Origin of the sequence: Pelomonas aquatica, assembly GCF_026712205.1 — a bacterium.
GTDB lineage: Bacteria > Pseudomonadota > Gammaproteobacteria > Burkholderiales > Burkholderiaceae_C > Pelomonas > Pelomonas aquatica.
On the sequence record NZ_JAPPUW010000001.1, the window covers coordinates 324,323 to 342,840 of the forward strand.

The following is an 18,518-nucleotide window of genomic DNA, read 5'->3' on the forward strand; positions in this document are numbered from 1 at the left end:
AAGCGCAGCGCGCATGAACGCCTGGAAAAACCCCCTCATCGAGCAGCGCGCCGACCCGCAGCTCAGCCTCGTCGACGGCCGCTACTGGTTCACGGCCTCGGTGCCGGGCTTCGACGCCATCGAGATCCGCAGCGCCGCCAGCATCGCGGGCCTGGCCGCGGCGCCGGCCCGCGTGATCTGGCGCAGGCACGACAGCGGTCCGATGAGCTGGCACGTCTGGGCGCCCGAGCTGCACCGCGTCGATGGCCGCTGGCATGTCTACTTCGCGGCCAGCGAGCGCGGCGACATCTGGAAGCTGCGCATGTATGTGCTGGAATGCGAAGGCGACGACCCGCTGCGCGACGCGTGGACCGAGCGCGGCCAGATCCTCACGCCCGAGGAAGGCTTCTCTCTGGACGCGACCCCTTTCGATCACGGCGGCCGGCACTACCTGTGCTGGGCGCAGAAGAGCCCGCCCTCGGAAAGCAACCTCTACCTCGCCGAACTGGCCAACCCGTGGACGCTGAAGTCCGCGCCCGTCTGCATCAGCCGCCCCGAGCTGGCCTGGGAGCGCATCGGCTTCCACGTCAACGAGGGCCCGGCCGTGCTCAAGCGCCACGGCCGCGTCTTCATCGCCTACTCGGCCGCGGCCACCGACGCGAACTACTGCATGGGCCTGCTGTGGGCCGACGCGGGCGCCGACCTTCTCGACCCGAAGCGCTGGCGCAAGTCGCCCACGCCGGTGTTCAGGACGGATGAGGCCGCCCGCCAGTTCGGCCCCGGCCACAACAGCTTCACGACGACGCCCGATGGCCGGACCGACCTGCTGGTCTACCACGCCCGCAACTACCGCGACATCGTCGGCGACCCGCTCAACGACCCCAACCGCCACGCGCGCGTGCAGGCCTTCGGCTGGCGCGACGACGGCTTCCCCGACTTCGGCACGCCCGTCGCCGACGGGCCCTACTCGATCTGAGCCATGCTACGGCCCGGGCACTGAACCGCCGTTTTCGATAATGAAAGCTTTAATCGCCAGCCTGCGGCCGATGAAGACCCGAGCGGACCATTCCACCTACAGCGCCCAGCCCGAGGGCAAGAGCCAGCACGGCCGCATCGTCAGCGAGCTGGGCCTGGCCATCGTGCGCGGCGAGCTGCAGCCCGGCGACAAGCTGCCGGCCGAGGCCCAGCTGCTGGAGCGCTACGAGATCAGCCGCCCGGTGCTGCGCGAGGCCGTGCGCGTGCTCGTCGCCAAGGGCCTGGTCGTGTCGCGCCAGCGCGCCGGCGCCATCGTCAGGCCGCGCAACGAGTGGCATATGCTCGACCCCGACGTGCTGTACTGGCTGATCCAGGCCCAGCCCCAACGCGACTTCGTGCAGGCCCTGCTGGAGGTGCGGCAGGTCTTCGAGCCCGCCGCCGCCGCGCTGGCCGCGCGCGCCGCGACCGACGAGCAGCTGGCCGGCATCGCGTCCGCCTACGAAGGCATGGCCGCGGCCACCACCACCGCCGAGCTGCTGGAGCCCGATCTGGCCTTCCACCGCCGCATCGCCGAGGCCACGGGCAACGACCTGCTGGCCTATATCGGCAACATGCTGTCGCTGGCGCTGCGCGAGTCCATCATCCTGTCCAGCCAGCTGCCCAACACGCACGAGCTCTCGCTGCCCCGGCACAAGGCCATCCTGACGGCGCTGCAGGCCCGCGATCCCCTGGGTGCCCGCCAGGCCACGCTGGTGCAGCTGGACGAGACCGAGGACGATCTCAGCAACGTGCTGGCCAATGACGGCCGCGTGAACCTCGCCTGACCATGTCCGACGACGATGACGACCACGCCGCGCCGCTGACCGACGCCAGCCCCAACCCCAACTGGTTCCTGCGCGCGCGGCTGAAGACGCGCCAGCTGCTGCTGCTGATCGCGCTGGACGACGAGCGCAACATCCATCGCGCCGCCGACGTGCTGTGCATGACCCAGCCCGCCGCGTCCAAGCAGCTCAAGGACCTGGAGGACATGCTGGACGTGAAGCTCTTCGAGCGCCACCCGCGCGGCATGGAACCCACGCTCTACGGCGAGACCATGATCCGCCACGCGCGCATGGCGCTGACCTCGCTGTCGGCCGCGCACGACGACATCGTCGCGCTCAAGCACGGCCTGTCCGGCCAGGTCGAGGTGGGCGTCATCATGACCCCGGCCATGGGCCTGCTGCCGCGCGCGATCGCGCGCATCAAGCTGCAAGCCCCCATGCTGCGCATAGCCGTGCACATGGAGTCGAGCAAGGTGCTGCTGGACATGCTGCAGCGCGGCTCGCTGGACTTCATGATCGGCCGCATCCTCGAGGACGACAGCGCCGCCGGCCTGCACTACGAGGAGCTGACCGTGGAGCCCGCCTGCGCCGTCGCCCGCGTCGGCCACCCGCTGCTGAAGGCGGACAACCTCAAGCTCGCCGACCTGGCCGACCAGCCCTGGATATTGCCGCCGCCGGGCAGCGTGCTGCGCCACCGCTGGGAGCTGATGTTCCGCCGCGCCGCGCTGGAGCCGCCGGCGAATGCGGTCGACACGACGGCCCTGCTCTTGATCACGGCCCTGCTGCAGCAGACGGACTCGCTGCACGTGATGCCGGTGGAGGTGGCGCGCTACTACGCGTCGCTGAACGTGCTGGCCATCCTGCCCATCGAGCTGCCCTGCCACATGGACGCCTTCGGCATCATCACCCGCGAGGGGCACCTGATGTCGCCGGGGGCGAGGCAGCTGCTGCATGAGGTGAGGCTGGCGGCGCGGGATCTGTATTGATTGCTGCCGCAGGTCGGTGCGCCCCCGCTGCCACACTGCGCTGCGAGCACGCCCTGCATGCATGCCTGACGGCAGCGGGTGCACCTGCAAAGCGCAGCGTCAGCGATGTCTGGGCGGTCCGCGGCAATCTCAAGGTGACGTTCGCGGGCACCGCGCCGTAGCCGTCAACACCGCTCGCCGATTTCTGTTGCTTGGGGTGTGGCCGAGGAGACCGCGCGCGAACCTCTCGGTCATGCCTTGGCTTTGGGCTTGAAGATATGGATCGTCTCGCCCCGCGCCAGCATCTCCACCAGCTGGGCGATGCGCCGGGCGCGCGTCTCGGCCTTCACGGCCGTCTGGATGCGCCACAGCACGGCGTAGCGGTTGGTCGCGTTGATCGTGGCGAAGAAGGCCTTGGCCTTGGGCTCGGCGTCCAGCGCCGCCAGCAGGTCCTCGGGCACCGTGGACGTGCGTGCGCCGTCGTAGGCCTGGGCCCAGCGTCCGTCGGCCTTCGCGGCCTCGATCTGCGCGTGACCCGGCGCCTGCATGCGGCCCGCCTCGATGAGGGCCGCGACCTTGTCGACATTGATCTTCGACCAGATGCTGCGCGCGCGCCGCGGCGTGAAGCGCTGCAGGAAGTGCTGGTCGTCGAGGCCCTTCTTCTGGCCGTCGATCCAGCCCCAGCAGAGCGCGATCTCCACCGCCTCGGCATAGGTGACGCTGGGCTGGCTGGCGCCGCGCTTGGCGATCATCAGCCAGAGGCCGTCGGAGCTGGCGTGATGCTTCTTCAGCCAGGTCTCGAAGGCCTTGGCGCTCTTGAACAGGATCGGCGCGGTATCCGGTGGAATGGAGGGTTTGGCGGCGGGCATCGCAGCGAGTGTGCCGCAACGGCGCCAGCGCGTTCAATGCCCCGGCACGGTGCCGCGCATGCTCAGTCGAACACCAGCCGCCACTCCAGCGCGTTCATGCCGAGAGCCCCGCTGGCCAGCACCGCGGCGCCGTCATCGTTCGGGTACTGGCGCTGCAGCAGCGCGAAGTAGGCCGCGTTTCGCACGCCGTTCAGCCGGCCGCCATTGCGCTCGTAGAACGGGAAGCGCTCCGGGTGCAGGGTCCACGCCGCGGCTTGGCGATAGGCGGCGGCCAGCTTCCGGCCTTCGCGCGTCTGCCAGACGCTCCGCCCCTGCAGGTCGAACACGCGCGCCGCCGCCGTGGCCGGCAGCAAGGTGTAGTGGGTGTAGCTGAGGCCGTTCACGCCCTGGTGCGCGCCGCCGCAGTAGTCGTTGGTGTCGCTGCGGCAGATCTCCTGCGTCAGCACGCCGTCGGCGTCGATCTGGCTGTCCACCAGCTTCAGCCAACGTGCCCGGGCCTTGGCCAGCAAATCGCCGTCGCCGATGTACGCGGCGATCGATGCCTCCAGCAGCACGCCCCAGTTGCCATGGTTGTTCTTGCGCAAGCTGTGCGACAGCGGCAAGGCGATATGCGTCAGCAAGCGCCTGAAGCCGGCGTCGCTCCAGCCCTCCACGCCGCGCACCAGCGAGGCAGCCAGCACATAGGCTGGCAGGTCGAAGTTGATTTCGGAGGCACCTTGCTCGCTGGGCACCGAAGTCAGCGTGTCGGCCCAGGCCGTGAGCAGCGCTTGCGCGTGGCGGGCATGGCGCCGGTCACCCGACACGGCGAAGCACAGCGCGGCGCGCCAGGCCATCGATCCGTCCGAGGCAAAGCGCTTCGACATCTCCGTCTCGACAACGCCGCTCGACGTGTAGTGCGGCGGCGGTGCGAACACGGCGACCGGGGCGGCGATCGCCTCCAGCTCCTTGTCGCAGCGCTTGAGCAGGGGCGCCGTGCGCTTGGCGTCTTGTTGCAGGGCTTCGACGTCGGCGGGCGCCAGCCAGAGCGCCTCGGAGGCGGCCCAGGCTGGCGCGAGACCGGGCATAAGTGCCGTCAGCGCCAGGGCTTTCGCCGCGGCGCATCGCCAGTGGTGTGCGGCCCTTTGACTGAAGCGGTGATGGTGGGCGGTCGACATGCGGGGCATTGTGCGGCGCCGTCGGCCTGGCCAGAAACCCCCGGCTCCAAACCTATCCTCAAATCGGATAGTTCAGGGCAAACAAAGCATATTTCCGATCTAGGGCATCGCCCTAAGCTGCCGGCCGTTACTGCTGCAATGGCCATGAAGATCACCAAGCTCACGACCTACCGTCTGGCGCCGCGCTGGATGTTCCTGAAGATCGACACCGACGCCGGCATCAGCGGCTGGGGCGAGCCGGTCATCGAGGGCAAGGCCCGCAGCGTCGAGGCGGCCGTGCACGAGTTCGAGCCCTATCTCGTCGGCCAGGATCCGTCGCGCATCAACGACCTCTGGCAGGTCATGTACCGCGGCGGCTTCTACCGCGGCGGCGCCATCCTGATGAGCGCCATCGCCGGCATCGACCAGGCGCTGTGGGACATCAAGGGCAAGGCCCTCGGCGCGCCGGTCCACGAGCTGCTCGGCGGCCTCGTGCGCGACCGCATGAAGGTCTATTCCTGGGTCGGCGGCGACCGCCCGGCCGACGTCATCCGCGACATCAGGCGGCTGCGCGAGGGCGGCTTCGACACTTTCAAGATGAACGGCACCGAGGAGCTCGGCATCGTCGACAGCGCGCGCAAGGTGGACGATGCCGTGGCCCGCATCGCCGAGATCCGCGCCGCCTTCGGCCACGACATCGAGTTCGGCATCGACTTCCACGGCCGCGTGGCCGCGCCCATGGCCAAGCCGCTGCTGCGCGCGCTGGAGCCCTACCGGCCGCTGTTCGTCGAGGAGCCCGTGCTGGCCGAGCAGGACGAGCACTATGCCCGCCTGGCCCGGCACACCAGCATCCCGCTGGCGGCCGGCGAGCGCATGTACTCGCGCTTCGAGTTCAAGCGCGTGTTCGCCGCTGGCGGTCTGGCCATCGTGCAGCCCGACCTGTCGCATGCCGGCGGCATCACCGAGTGCGTCAAGATCGCCGCGATGGCCGAGGCCTACGACGTGGCGCTGGCGCCGCACTGCCCGCTGGGCCCCATCGCGCTGGCCGCCTGCCTGGCCGTGGACTTCGTGTCGCACAACGCCGTGCTGCAGGAGCAGAGCATGGGCATCCACTACAACCAGGGCGGCGAGCTGCTCGACTATGTGCTGAACAAGGACGACTTCCGCATCGAAGGCGGTTTCATGAAGCCCCTGCCCAAGCCGGGCCTGGGCGTCGTCGTCGACGAGGACAAGGTCATCGCGGCCAGCCAGGCCGCGCCCGACTGGCGCAACCCGCTGTGGCGCCACGCGGACGGCAGCGTCGCCGAATGGTGATGGCGATGATCGGCCTGGACTGGGGCAGCAGCAGCCTGCGCGCGATGCGCCTGGGCGCGGGCGGCGAGGTGCTGGAGCTGCGCCAGTCCGCCGCGGGCGCGTCGACGCTGCACGGTCGCGCCGAGGAGTTCGCCGCGGCGCTGGATGCGCTGATCCCCGACTGGCACGAAGGCAGCGCGCCCATCCTCGCCTGCGGCATGGTCGGCAGCCAGCATGGCTGGCGCGAGGTTCCCTATGCCGACGGCCCGGCCGATGCCGGCGCGCTGATGCGCCTGTCCCTCGCGGTCGACTGGCGCGGCCGGCCCGTGCGCCTGCTGCCGGGCCTGCGCTGCAGCGGCGCGGCCGGCGCGCCCGACCTGATGCGCGGCGAGGAGACGCAAGTGCTGGGCGCGCTGCAGCTCGAACCCACTTTGGCCGCGCAGTCCTGCCTGGTGCTGCCCGGCACGCACAGCAAATGGGCGCAGGTGCAGGACGGCTGCGTGGCCGGCTTCGCGACGCAGATGACGGGCGAGCTGTTCGCCGTGCTGCGCCAGCACTCGGTGCTGGGCCGGCTGATGCCTGCCGAAGCCGACCCCTCGCCCGAGGCCTTCGAGCAAGGCGTGGCCGCCGCGCGCGACCACGGCGAGGCCGGCCTGCCGAACCAGCTCTTCGGCGTGCGCAGCCTGGGCCTGGCCGCCCGCATCGTGCCCGAGGGCCTGGCCGACTACCTGTCCGGCCTGCTGATCGGCCACGAGCTGCGCGCGGGCCTGGCCTGGCGCGAAGCCCGCGGCCTGAATGCCGCGCCGCTGCGCCTGATCGGCGAGCCCGCGCTCTGCGAGCGCTACGCCCACGCGCTGGCGCTGTTCGGCGAACCCGGCTCGCAAGCCCTGTCCAACACCGCGCCGGCCGGCTTGTGGCGGCTGGCCAACCAAGGAGGCCTGTGATGAGCAGCACCAGCCCCAACCGTTTCGACGCCGCCTTCGCGGCCCTGCCCCTCGTGGCCATCCTGCGCGGCGTGAAGCCCGGCGAGGTGCTGGCCATAGCCCAGACGCTCTACGACGCCGGCTTCCGGCTCATCGAGGTGCCGCTGAACTCGCCCGAGCCGCTGGACAGCATCGCCCGCCTCGCACAGGGCCTGCCGGGCGACGCCGTCGTCGGCGCCGGCACGGTGCTCGACACCGAGGCCGTGGCCCGTGTGCAGCAGGCCGGCGGCCAGCTCATCGTGATGCCGCATGCCGACACCCGCCTCGTCGCGCTGGCCAAGGCGCGCGGCCTGTACTGCGTGCCCGGCGCCGCCACGCCGACCGAGGCCTTTGCCTGCGTGGAGGCCGGTGCCGACGCGGTCAAGCTCTTCCCGGCCGAGCTGATCACGCCGCCCATCGTGAAGGCGCTGCGCGCCGTGCTGCCCAAGGCCCTGCGCCTGCTGCCCGTGGGCGGCATCACGCCCAACGGCATGGCCATCTACCGCCATGCCGGCGCCGACGGCTTCGGCCTGGGCGGCGCGCTCTACACGCCGGGCATGGGCGCGGCCGACGTGGCCGACCGCGCCGCCGCCTTCGTCGGCGCCTGGCAGCAGCGCTGACGGCGCCGCTCACAAGAACAAAACCGGAGACGCCGTGAACCGCCCCACCCGGCTGATCGCGCTGGCCGCGCTGCTGTGCGCGCACGCCCAGGGCCAGACGCTGCTCAGGCTCGATGCCAGCGCCCCCGCCGCCGTGCCGACGACGGGCCACCTCAAGCTCGGCAGCGCCGCCGCGCCCGGCGGCCACATGCTGGCGGCCAACAGCCAGTACCTGCTGCGCGACGGCCAGCCCTGGCTGCCGGTCATGGGCGAGTTCCACTATTCGCGCAGCCCGGCCGCGAGCTGGGCCGCCGAGCTGGCCAAGATGAAGGCCGCCGGCGTCGACATCGTCGCGAGCTATGTCATCTGGAACCACCACGAGGCCGAGGCCGGCCGCTTCGACTGGACGGGCAACCGCGACCTGCGGCGCTTCGTGCAGCTGGCGGCCCAGGCCGGGCTGAAGGTGCTGGTGCGCCTGGGGCCGTGGGCACACGGCGAGGCGCGCTACGGCGGCCTGCCCGACTGGATCGTCGACGCGCTGCCCACGCGCCGCGACGACCCCGACTACCTGGCCCATGTCGAGCACCTCTACGCACAGATTGGCGCCCAGCTGCGCGGCCAGCTCTGGAAGGACGGCGGCCCCGTCGTCGGCGTGCAGCTGGAGAACGAATACAACCTGACCGGCCCCGGCCGGGGCGAGGGCCATATCCGCACGCTGAAGGCCCTGGCGCTGAAGGCCGGCCTCGACGTGCCGCTGTACACGGTGACCGGCTGGGACGGCACCGTCTACCCCTCCGGCGAGGTGACGCCGGTGTTCGGCGGCTACCCCGACGAGCCCTGGGGCACCCCCACGACCGAGCTGCCGCCCAAGGAGACCTACGCCTTCCGCTTCGACACCCGCGTCAGCGGCGACCTCGGCGCGCAGACCCAAGCCCACGCGCCCGGCACGGCCGAGACCGACATGGACCGCGTGCCCTTCCTCGGCGCGGAATACGGCGCCGGCCTGCCCGCCATGTACCGCCGCCGCACGCTCGTCAGCCCCGACGACATCGCCTCCATGCTGCCCGTGCAGCTCGGCTCGGGCGTGAACCTGCTGGGCTACTACATGTTCCACGGCGGCCGCAACCCGGTCAGCGCCGCCGGCACCGGGCTGGAGGAGAGCACGCTCAGCGGCGGCTACAACGACACGCCCCGCATCAGCTACGACTTCAACGCCCCCCTCGGCCCCGACGGCCAGCAGCGCCCCGTGCTGCAGAGGCTGCGCCCGCTGCACTACTTCCTGCACGATTTCGGCGCCCGGCTCGCGACGATGACGGTGCGCAAGCCCGACGTGACGCCCGACTCGCCGGCCGACCTGGCGCGGCCGCGCTGGTCGGTGCGCAGCCGCGGCGACAGCGGCTTCCTGTTCTTCAACAACCATGTGCGCCAGTACCCGATGCCGGCGCAGCGGGCCGTGCGCTTCAGCCTCCAGTTGCCGGGCCGCACGCTGACGCTGCCGAGCCGGCCGGTCGACATCGCCGACGGCGCCTACTTCGTCTGGCCCTTCGGCCTGGACCTCGACGGCGTCGCGCTCGACTACGCGACCGCCCAGCCCATCGCGCGGCTGGACGCCGGCCGCGACGGCATCGTCTACCTGTTCTCGGCCAGCGACGGCATCCCGGCCGAGTTCAGCATCGGCGGCGCGCTGCGCACGCTGGAGGCCGGCACCGGCATGCTGCAGCGCATCGGCGAGGCGAAGGGCCGCGCGGTCAGCGTGCTGCTGCTGAGCCCTACCCAGGCCCGCCAGCTCAGCATCGTCGAGCTGGGCGGCCAGCGCCGCGCGGTGCTCAGCGCCCAGCAGGTCAGCGTCGAACAGGGTCGGCTGCAGCTGCGCTCCGTCGGCGAGCCCAGCATGAGCCTGGCCGTCTACCCGGCGCTGGCCCGGCCCCGTGCCGACGGCGCCACGCTGAGGGCCGCACAGCGCCAGGGCGTCCTGCAATGGCTGGAGGCTGCGCTGCCGGCGCGCGACATCGCCGTCACCCCCCGCCTCGTGCGCGCGGCCGGCAGCGCGCCGCCGGTGCAGCGCGGCGGCCTGGCCGGCGCCGCGCTGCAGCCCGTCCCCGAGGCCTTCGCGCAGGCCGCGAGCTGGCGGCTGGAGCTCTCCGGCACATCGCTGCAAGGCCTGGACGACGCGCTGCTGGAGCTGGACTTCGTCGGCGACATCGGCCGCCTGTTCGCCGGCACGCGGCTGCTGGACGACTGGTATTTCAACGGCCAGCGCTGGCAGGTCGGGCTGAAGAACATCCAGGCCCTGCTGAAGCAGCCGCTGAGCCTGAGCGTGCTGCCGCTGCGCGCCGATGCGCCCATCTACATCGACCGTGCCCACCGCCCCGATTTCGCGGACAAAAAGCCACAGGTCGCCGAACTGCGGGGGGCCAGCGTGAAGCCGGTCTACCGCCTGGCCATCGCGCCCTGAGCGCGAGCTATTCCAGCGCCGGATAGCTCGACCGAAAGAATTCAGTAGTCCGATATGGAACGGCTCCGTAACTTAGCGAGCCTGGGCCGACAGCCCACGACACGAGACCGGAGACCCGCCCCATGACCCGCCCCGCCCCGCGGCCCGCCACGATTGCCGAAGGCCGACTCGACCTCGCGCTGCCGCAGGCCGCCACCCTCGGCGAGAGCCTGATCTGGCAGGACGGGCGCTGGTGGTGGACCGACATCGAGGCGGCCACGCTGTTCGCGTGGCGGCCCGGCAGCGAGGCGCCGCAGTCCTGCCGCCTGCCGGACCGGCTGGGCAGCTTCGCCCACTGCCGCTCGGGCCGCGTGCTGCTCGGCCTGGCCAAGCGCCTGTGCCTGGCCACGCTGGGCGACGGGCTCGCGCTGGGCCAGCTGCAGACGCTCGCCCCGGTGGACGCGGCCGAGCCGCGCACCCGCATCAACGACGGCCGCACCGACCGGCGCGGCCATTTCGTGTTCGGCACGCTGAACGAGGCGCGCGAGCGCCGGCCAATTTCCACGATCGCGAGCTTCTACCAGTTCTCGCTGCGGCACGGCCTGCGCCGCCTGGCCCTGCCGGCGGTGGCCATCGCCAACAGCATCTGCTTCAGCCTGGACGGCCGCACGATGTACTTCTGCGACACGCTGTCCCGGCGCATCCAGCAGTGCGACTACGACGCCGAGACCGCCCAGGTGGACAACGTCCGCCCGTTCGCCGAGATGGACCGCGCCGACGCCTGGCCCGACGGCTCCGTCATCGACGCCGAAGGCTGCCTGTGGAACGCGCAATGGGGCGCCGGCCGTGTGGCACGCTACGACCCCGACGGCCGGCTGCTGGACAGCTTTGCCGCGCCGGCCGCACACACCAGCTGCCCCGCCCTCGGCGGTGCGGGCGGCGACCAGCTGATGGTCACCACCGCCCGCGCGGAGCTGAGCCGCGAGGCCCTCGCCGCCCAGCCGCTGTCCGGCAGCCTGTTCGCGCTGGGCCTGCCCAAGGCCCTGGCCGTGCCCGACGCCCTGTTTGAAGATTGAGAACAAGGAGACAACATGAAGATGCAAAGACGCGCCGCACTGGTCCTCGCGCTGCTGGCCGCACCGCTGGCCGCGCTGGCGGCCGAGCCGGTCAAGGTCGGCTTTCTCGTCAAGCAGGCCGAGGAACCCTGGTTCCAGGACGAATGGCGCTTCGCCGAACAGGCCGCCAAGGACAAGGGCTTCACCCTCGTGAAGATCGGCATCCCCAGCGGCGAGAAGATGATGGCCGCCATCGACAACCTGGCCGCGCAGAAGGCCGTCGGCTTCGTCATCTGCGCACCCGACGTGAAGCTCGGCGTGGCCGTGAACCGCGCGGCCAGGCGCCACAGCCTCAAGGTCATGTCGGTGGACGACCAGCTCGTGGACGGCGCCGGCAAGCCCATCGCCGACATCCCCCACATGGGCATCTCGGGCTACGAGATCGGCAAGCAGGTCGGCCAGGGCCTGCTGGCCGAGATGAAGGCGCGCGGCTGGAAGCCCGACGAGGTCGGCGTGCTGCGCGTGGCCTTCGACCAGCTGCCCACCGCCCGCGACCGCACGATGGGCGCCGTCGATGCGCTGAAGGCCGCCGGCTTCGCCGCAGCCAACGTGGTGGACGCGCCCCAGGCCAAGACCGACACCGAGAGCGCCTTCAACGCGGCCAATATCGCGTTCACGAAGAACGCCAGGTTCAAGCGCTGGGTCGCCTTCGGCCTGAACGACGAAGCGGCGCTGGGCGCCGTGCGCGCGGCGGAAGGCCGCGGCATCAAGCACGACGCGATGCTGGCCATCGGCATCGGCGGCAGCCAGACGGCGCTGAACGAGTTCACCAAGCCGACGCCGACGGCCTTCTACGGCACCGTGCTGATCAGCCCCAGGCGCCATGGCTACGAGACTGCGGTGGCGGTGTACGAGTGGGCCACCGCTGGCAAGGCGCCCGCGCCCGTCACGCTGACCGCTGGCACGCTGATGACGCGCCAGAACCAGGCCGAGCTCCGCAAGCAGATGGGTCTGTAAATGTCTGTCTTGCAGTTCGACAACATCACGAAGACCTTCCCCGGCGTCAAGGCGCTGAACGGGGTGAGCTTCGAGGCGCGGCCGGGCCAGGTCATGGGCCTGCTCGGCGAGAACGGCGCGGGCAAGAGCACGCTGCTGAAGATCCTCGGCGGCCAGTACCGGCCCGACGGCGGCCGCCTACTGCTGGACGGCCGGGAGCGCCATTTCGGTTCAGCGGGCGATGCCATTCGCGCCGGCGTGACCATCATCCACCAGGAGCTGCAATACGTGGCCGAGCTGACCGTGGCCGAGAACGTGCTGCTGGGCCGCTTGCCGACCAGATTCTCGACGCGCTTCGGCCTCGTCGACCACCAGGCCGCGCGCAAGTTGGTCGCAGAACAGCTGGCCAACATCGGCGTGGACCTGGACCCGGCCGCGCGCCTGTCGGAGCTGTCCATCGCCCAGCGTCAGATGGTGGAGATCTGCAAGGCCGTCATGCAGGACGCCAGGGTCATCGCCTTCGACGAGCCCACCAGCAGCCTGTCGCACCGCGAGACCGAGATCCTGTTCCGGCTGGTCAGGCGCCTGCGCGCGGAAGGCCGCACGCTGATCTACATCTCGCACCGCCTGGAAGAGCTCTACGAGCTCTGCGACGCCTGCACCATCTTCCGCGACGGCCGCAAGATCGTCACGCACGAGGTCATGGCCGAGGTGCCGCGCGAGCGCCTGATCGCCGACATGGTGGGCCGCGAACTGCAGGACATCTATGACTACCGCGCCCGCCAGCAGGGCCCCGTGCGGCTGGAGGCCCGCGGCCTGCACAGCGCACGCCTGCCCGAGCCGCTGAGCTTCGCGATGCGGGGCGGCGAGATGCTGGGCTTCTTCGGGCTCGTCGGCGCCGGCCGCAGCGAGCTGATGCGCCTGCTCTACGGCGCCGACGCCCGCCGCGGCGGCGAGGTGCTGCTGGACGGCCAGCCGGTGTCGTCCGCGGGGCCTTCGGCCGCCATCGCCGCCGGCATCGTGCTCTGCCCCGAGGACCGCAAGGAGCAGGGCATCCTGGCGCACAGCTCGGTCGCCGAGAACATCAACATCAGCTGCCGCCGCCACGGCCTGGCCGGCGGCGTCTTCCTGCGCCACCGCCAGGAGGCGCGGCGCGCCGACGACTTCATCCGGAAGCTGCGCATCAAGACGCCGAGCCGCGAGCAGGAGACCCGGCTGCTGTCCGGCGGCAACCAGCAGAAGGTCATCCTCGCGCGCTGGCTGGCCGAGCCGGGGCTGAAGGTGCTCATCCTCGACGAGCCGACGCGCGGCATCGACGTGGGCGCCAAGAACGAGATCTACCGGATCATCCACGACGTGGCCGCCACGGGCTGCTGCGTCATCGTCATCTCCAGCGAGCTGCCCGAGGTGCTGGGCATCGCCGACCGCCTCATCGTCATGCGCGACGGCCGCATCAGCGGCGAACTCGCGCGCGAACAGGCGAGCGAGACCGCCGCGCTCGCGCTGGCCCTGCCCGACGGAAACCCGGGCGCTGCCGCCCTGCATTGATCATGAACACGACCACCCTTTCTCCGCGCCCCGCCATGACCTCCCCCGCCCGCGCCCTGCTCAAGGAACACAGCATGACGCTGGGCTACGGCCTGCTCTTCGTCGTGCTGGCCTTCACGGTCGAGAACTTCTTCTCGACGGCCAACGTCACGGGTCTGCTGCTGTCGGTCGCGCAGATCGGCATGGTGGCCTGCACGATGATGCTGTGCCTGGCCTCGCGGGACTTCGACCTCAGCGTCGGCTCCACCATCGCCTTCGCCGGCGTGCTGGGCGCGATGGTGCTGGAGCGCACCGGCAGCGTGGGCCTGGCCATCGGCGGCGGCTTGGCTGCAGGCGCGCTGATCGGCGCGTTCAACGGCGTGCTGATCGCCTATCTGCGCGTCAACGCGCTGATCGCCACGCTGGCCACCATGCTGATGGTGCGCGGCCTGGCCTTCATCGCCTCCCAGGGCCAGGCGGTCGGCATCGCCGACGAGGGCTTCATCGGCTTCGGCGACACGAGCTGGCTGGGCCTGCCGCTGCCGGTGTGGCTGACGGCCGGCTGCTTCCTGGTCTTCGGCGTGCTGCTCAACCACACCGTCTTCGGCCGCAACACGCTGGCCATCGGCGGCAACCCCGAGGCCGCGCGGCTGGCCGGCGTGAAGGTGGAGCAGCTGCGCGTGTGGATCTTCCTGCTGCAGGGCGTCGTCACGGCCCTGGCCGGGCTGGTGCTGGCCTCGCGCATCACCAGCGGCCAGCCCAACGCGGCCACCGGCTTCGAGCTGGACGTGATCTCGGCCTGCGTGCTGGGCGGCGTGTCGCTGCAGGGCGGCAAGGCGCGCATCTTCGGCGTCGTCATCGGCGTACTCATCATGGGCACCGTCGAGAACGTCATGAACCTGCTGAACGTCGATGCCTTCTACCAATACCTCGTGCGCGGGCTGATCCTGTTGGCGGCGGTGCTGCTCGACCAATTGAAGACGCGAGGCGAGCGCCGTGCTTGATCGCCGCACGCTGCTGGCCTCCGCGCTCGCCGGCGCGCTGCCGGCCCGGGCCGCGGCCACGCCCTTCCTGGCCGGCGGCGACATCTCCGCGCTGACCTGGATGGAGCGCGTCGGCGCCGTCTACCGCGACCGCGACGGCCAGCCGGGCGACTGCCTGGCCCTGCTGAAGCGCTATGGCCACAACATCGTGCGCATCCGGCTCTACGAGCAGGTCGGCCCCGGCACCGGCGCCGACGGCTGGTACTGGCCCGAGGGCTCCATGGACCTGCCCGACGTGCTGGCCCTGGCCCGCCGCGCCAAGGCGCTGGACCTGCAGATCCAGCTGACCCTGCACTACAGCGACTTCTGGACCAATTCCAAGACCCAGGACCTGCCCCACGCCTGGCGCCGCGAGCTGCGCAAGCTGCCCGACGAGATGGCCCGCTTCAAGCGCCTGCTGGCGCTGGTGCAGGCGCGCAGCCGCGCGGTCGTGCAGGCGCTGGTGGACCAGGGCACGGCGCCCGAGTTCGTGTCGCTGGGCAACGAGATCGAGCACGGCCTGCTCTACCCCTACGGCCACGCCACGCCGCAGGACCCCGGCGCCTGGCCGCTGCTGGGCGCGCTGCTCAAGGCCGGCCACGCGGGCGTGAAGGCCGCCCACCCGGGCGCGCGCATCGTGCTGCATCTGGACGGCGGCGGCGACGAGGCCAAGTACCGCGACTGGTTCGACAACGCGCGCAGGCAGGGCGTGCGCTGGGACGTGATCGGCTCGTCCTACTATCCCTTCTGGACCCGCAAGACCGTCGCCGAGATGGCCGCGTTCTGTCGCGCCGTGACGACGCGCTACGACTGCGAGCTGCTGGTCATGGAAGCCGGCTTCAACTTCGCGCCCCTGCGCGCCGACGGCTGGCCCGGCCAGCTGGAGAACAACGGCCCCTACCCGGCCGGCATGAGCAGCCCCGAGGGCCAGCGCGACTTCATGGCCGAGCTGCTGGCCGCCATGAAAGCCACGCCGCGCGTGCTGGGCCTGCTGTATTGGGACCCCATCATGATCGCCAACCCCAAGGTCGGCTGGGCCCTGCAGGAAGGCACGGGCCAGCCCGGCCCCAACGTGGTCTCCAACACCACCCTGTTCGACTTCCAGGGCCGGGCGCTGCCGGTGCTGGACATCTGGAAGCAGTACACCCTATGAGTTCCACTCCCCGCCTACAGGGCAAGGTCGCGCTGGTGACCGGCTCCACCCAGGGCATCGGCAAGGCCATCGCCCGCCTGTTCGTCGCCGAGGGCGCCAGGGTCATCCTGAACGGCCTGGCGGGCGACGCGGCGCTGGCCGCAGAACTCATCGCCGAGCTGGGCGAGGACAACGCGATGTTCGTCCCTGCCGACATCTCCGACGAGGCCGCCGTGCAGGCCATGGCCGCGCAGGGCGCCACGCGCTTCGGCACCATCGACGTGCTCATCAACAACGCCGGCATGGACGTCTTCGCCGAGCCGCTGGCCATGACGTCGGCCCAGTGGCGGCGCTGCCTGGCCGTGGACCTGGAAGGCGCTCTGCACTGCGCCCGCGCCGTGCTGCCCGGCATGCTGGCGGGTGGCGGCGGCAGCATCGTCAACGTGGCCTCCGTGCACGGCCATCGCATCATCCCGGGCGCCTTCCCCTACCCGGTCGCCAAGCACGCGCTGATCGGCATGACCAAGGCGCTGGGCATCCAGTACGCGGCGCAGAACGTGCGCGTCAACTCAATCTCGCCGGGGCTGATCCTGTCGGAGCGCGTCGTCGAATGGCTGGCCGGCCTGCCGCCCGAGGAGGCCAGGCGCCAGGTCGAGCTGCTACCCTGCAAGCGCGTCGGCGAGCCCCTCGAGGTGGCCTACACCGCCCTCTTCCTGGCCAGCGACGAGGCGCGCTTCATCAATGCGACCGACATCCTCATCGACGGCGGCCGCTCCCAGCTCTATCACGAGTAAACGCATCCCCGCGGCATGCACGACCCCAAAGCCAACCGCTTCGTCCGCTCGCACCTGAAGACGCGCCACTTGGTGCTGCTCGTCGAGCTGGGCCGGCATGGCTCCATCCTGCATGCGGCCCAGGCCGCCCACCTGACGCAGCCCGCCGCGTCCAAGCTGCTCGGCGAGCTGGAGCATGCGCTGGGCGTGCCGCTGTTCGAGCGCCTGCCTCGCGGCGTGCAACCGACGCGTTATGGCGAGGTCATGATCCGGCGCGCCGGCGCGGCCCTGGCCGAGATGGACGCCGCCCACCAGGAGCTGATGGAGCTGCAGTCGGGCCTATCGGGCCGGGTCGCCGTCGGCACCGTGATGACGCCGTCCACGGGCCTGCTGCCCGAGGTCATCAAGCGACTGAAGCAGGCACACTCGCGCGTGCAGGTCGCCATCACGGTGGACACCAGCAAGCTGCTGATCCAGAACCTGCGCAACGGCGAGCTCGACCTCGTCATCGGCCGCATCCTCGACGCCGAGTCCGCCGCCGAGCTGAACTTCGAGCCGCTGACCGACGAGCCGCACAGCCTCATCGTGCGCGCCGGCCACCCGCTGATGCAGCGCGAGAACCTGCGCCTGGAAGACCTGGCCTGCGAGGCCTGGATCATGCCGCCGCACGGCAGCATCCTGCGCGACCGGCTGACGGCGCTGTTCCTGTCCCATGGCCTGGACCAGCCGGCCGAAACCGTCGAGACCCTGGCCCTGCCCGTCATCACCAACCTGCTGATCGGCAGCGACATGCTCGTCGCCCTGCCCGAGGAGCTGGTGCTGCCCTATCTGGACGCCGGCCTGCTGGCCGTGCTGCCCTTCGACCTCGGCCTGCGCATGGACGCCTACGGCATCGTCACGCGCCGCCAGCACCAGCTGTCGCCCGGCGCCGAGGCGACGCTGCGGACGCTGCGCGAGGTGGCCGCCGAGCGTTATCGCAGGCGGCCGAGGGACGAAGGGTGAAAGCACCTCGGCCCCCGCTGGAGATTCCGCCGATGATGTTGGAATGCCTCGACGACATGACATCAAGCTCGGAAAGTCTTTCGTGGTCAGGTTCGTCCCTGGCACTGACCTTCTCGTCTGCCTGGGTCAAAAGGTCAAACTGAGGCGACGGTTCGGTGCGGCGCATGTGGCCGACGCACTGCCCTTCTCGCACCCGGCCACATGCGCCATTGCGCCCGACTCCGCATCGGTCGCCGTCAAGAACAGCAGCGGCGCCGTGGCGCTGCTGGAACTGCCGACCCTGCGGACACGTTGGGTCAACCCGCCAGACAACGAAGGTTGCCAACTGCTCTTTTCGCCTTGTAGCCAATTTCTCGTCACCGGCTCATGGCAGGGCGAGCTCAGCGGCATCGACGTGGCAACGGGCGCAGTCCGAAACTGGGGGCGCGCCCCGGATTCGATGATCACGTACCTGTCACAGTCCGCAGATCGCCGCCGTTACGTCTACGTCGAACAGCCCATCGCGAGAGGAGACGCACCGCCTGCGAACTCCGTGGTGTCGCTGCAGTCCTGGCCATTCGACGCGCAGCCCGCGCTGCGATTGAAGGGGCCCTGGCGCTATGTCGAGGCTGCCGAGCTGTCACCCGACGCACAGCGCTTGGCCGTCCTGCATCAAATTGACGGGCTCAACTACCAGCTCGATCTGGTTGACGCGTCGAGTGGTCATGTCTTGTCGAATGCACCTATCGACTACGGCGGAACTAAGTTCTGCATGGCATGGTCCCCCGATGGACGCCACCTGGCCTGCGTCCGCAAGGGTGGGTTGACGCTCTTTGGCACCGACACGCTCCAGATCGCAGCAAAGGTGGACCTCGCCTACGCCTGCGATGTGGCGTTTTCGCCGGATGGCGAGTGGTTGGCGATTGGCGATTGGCAGCAGGGCGTCGTCAGATCGCTGGCCGAAGTATTGGCCGGCGCCGAAGTTACGCCCCCATCCTGACC

Annotated in this window: 17 protein-coding genes; 15 read left to right on the forward strand and 2 right to left on the reverse strand. The window is 70.6% G+C overall.

From position 1 onward, the window contains the following. Positions 1-13: 13 nt before the first annotated feature. The 3 genes from NYP07_RS01575 to NYP07_RS01585 all read left to right on the forward strand — a co-directional run bounded on the left by NYP07_RS01575 (position 14) and on the right by NYP07_RS01585 (position 2,761). Positions 14-955 (forward strand): glycoside hydrolase family 43 protein, encoded by a 942-nt coding sequence (locus NYP07_RS01575; RefSeq protein ID WP_268146669.1) that lies wholly within the window; start codon positions 14-16, stop codon positions 953-955. A 70-nt stretch (positions 956-1,025) separates the two neighbouring features. Then, on the forward strand, positions 1,026-1,778 hold the full coding sequence (locus NYP07_RS01580) for a FadR/GntR family transcriptional regulator (RefSeq protein ID WP_268146671.1): 753 nt from the start codon (positions 1,026-1,028) through the stop codon (positions 1,776-1,778). 2 nt (positions 1,779-1,780) lie between these two features. After that, complete coding sequence (locus NYP07_RS01585) at positions 1,781-2,761, forward strand: LysR family transcriptional regulator (RefSeq protein ID WP_268146673.1); 981 nt, start codon at positions 1,781-1,783, stop codon at positions 2,759-2,761. Positions 2,762-2,991: 230 nt separating this feature from the next. On the opposite strand, the gene NYP07_RS01590 is transcribed toward NYP07_RS01585, so the two are convergent. Together NYP07_RS01590 and NYP07_RS01595 are read right to left on the reverse strand one after the other, a co-directional pair. Continuing rightward, positions 2,992-3,609 carry a YdeI/OmpD-associated family protein gene (locus tag NYP07_RS01590; protein WP_268146676.1) on the reverse strand — a complete coding sequence of 206 codons (618 nt, stop codon included), beginning with the start codon at positions 3,607-3,609 and terminating at the stop codon, positions 2,992-2,994. A 62-nt stretch (positions 3,610-3,671) separates the two neighbouring features. Further along, positions 3,672-4,673 (reverse strand): alginate lyase family protein, encoded by a 1,002-nt coding sequence (locus NYP07_RS01595; protein ID WP_268146678.1) that lies wholly within the window; start codon positions 4,671-4,673, stop codon positions 3,672-3,674. Positions 4,674-4,907: 234 nt separating this feature from the next. Here NYP07_RS01595 and dgoD point away from each other — a divergent pair, with 234 nt between their 5' ends. The 12 genes from dgoD to NYP07_RS01655 all read left to right on the forward strand — a co-directional run bounded on the left by dgoD (position 4,908) and on the right by NYP07_RS01655 (position 18,516). Next, positions 4,908-6,056, forward strand: coding sequence for a galactonate dehydratase (gene dgoD, locus NYP07_RS01600; protein WP_268146680.1), 1,149 nt, complete (start codon positions 4,908-4,910; stop codon positions 6,054-6,056). After that, positions 6,056-6,979 (forward strand): 2-dehydro-3-deoxygalactonokinase, encoded by a 924-nt coding sequence (locus NYP07_RS01605; protein ID WP_268146682.1) that lies wholly within the window; start codon positions 6,056-6,058, stop codon positions 6,977-6,979. Before dgoD ends, NYP07_RS01605 begins: the two co-directional genes overlap by 1 nt. Next, positions 6,979-7,617 (forward strand): 2-dehydro-3-deoxy-6-phosphogalactonate aldolase, encoded by a 639-nt coding sequence (locus NYP07_RS01610; RefSeq protein ID WP_268146684.1) that lies wholly within the window; start codon positions 6,979-6,981, stop codon positions 7,615-7,617. Before NYP07_RS01605 ends, NYP07_RS01610 begins: the two co-directional genes overlap by 1 nt. 34 nt (positions 7,618-7,651) lie before the next feature. Continuing rightward, positions 7,652-10,051, forward strand: a complete 2,400-nt coding sequence (locus tag NYP07_RS01615; protein WP_268146686.1) for a beta-galactosidase — start codon at positions 7,652-7,654, stop codon at positions 10,049-10,051. Positions 10,052-10,173: 122 nt separating this feature from the next. Beyond that, entirely contained in the window at positions 10,174-11,106 is a 933-nt protein-coding gene (locus tag NYP07_RS01620; protein WP_268146688.1) for an SMP-30/gluconolactonase/LRE family protein, read from the forward strand. Positions 11,107-11,127: 21 nt separating this feature from the next. After that, positions 11,128-12,102 (forward strand): substrate-binding domain-containing protein, encoded by a 975-nt coding sequence (locus NYP07_RS01625; RefSeq protein ID WP_268146960.1) that lies wholly within the window; start codon positions 11,128-11,130, stop codon positions 12,100-12,102. After that, positions 12,103-13,629, forward strand: a complete 1,527-nt coding sequence (gene araG, locus NYP07_RS01630; protein ID WP_268146690.1) for an L-arabinose ABC transporter ATP-binding protein AraG — start codon at positions 12,103-12,105, stop codon at positions 13,627-13,629. A 74-nt stretch (positions 13,630-13,703) separates the two neighbouring features. Continuing rightward, positions 13,704-14,612, forward strand: coding sequence for an L-arabinose ABC transporter permease AraH (gene araH, locus NYP07_RS01635; protein WP_378989788.1), 909 nt, complete (start codon positions 13,704-13,706; stop codon positions 14,610-14,612). Beyond that, positions 14,605-15,783 (forward strand): glycosyl hydrolase 53 family protein, encoded by a 1,179-nt coding sequence (locus NYP07_RS01640; protein ID WP_268146694.1) that lies wholly within the window; start codon positions 14,605-14,607, stop codon positions 15,781-15,783. The genes araH and NYP07_RS01640 overlap by 8 nt, the downstream gene beginning before the upstream one ends. Beyond that, positions 15,780-16,556 carry an SDR family oxidoreductase gene (locus tag NYP07_RS01645; RefSeq protein WP_268146696.1) on the forward strand — a complete coding sequence of 259 codons (777 nt, stop codon included), beginning with the start codon at positions 15,780-15,782 and terminating at the stop codon, positions 16,554-16,556. Before NYP07_RS01640 ends, NYP07_RS01645 begins: the two co-directional genes overlap by 4 nt. A gap of 15 nt (positions 16,557-16,571) precedes the next feature. Next, positions 16,572-17,537, forward strand: coding sequence for a LysR substrate-binding domain-containing protein (locus NYP07_RS01650; RefSeq protein ID WP_268146698.1), 966 nt, complete (start codon positions 16,572-16,574; stop codon positions 17,535-17,537). A 43-nt stretch (positions 17,538-17,580) separates the two neighbouring features. Next, positions 17,581-18,516 (forward strand): WD40 repeat domain-containing protein, encoded by a 936-nt coding sequence (locus NYP07_RS01655; RefSeq protein WP_268146700.1) that lies wholly within the window; start codon positions 17,581-17,583, stop codon positions 18,514-18,516. The last annotated feature ends 2 nt before the right edge of the window (positions 18,517-18,518 follow it).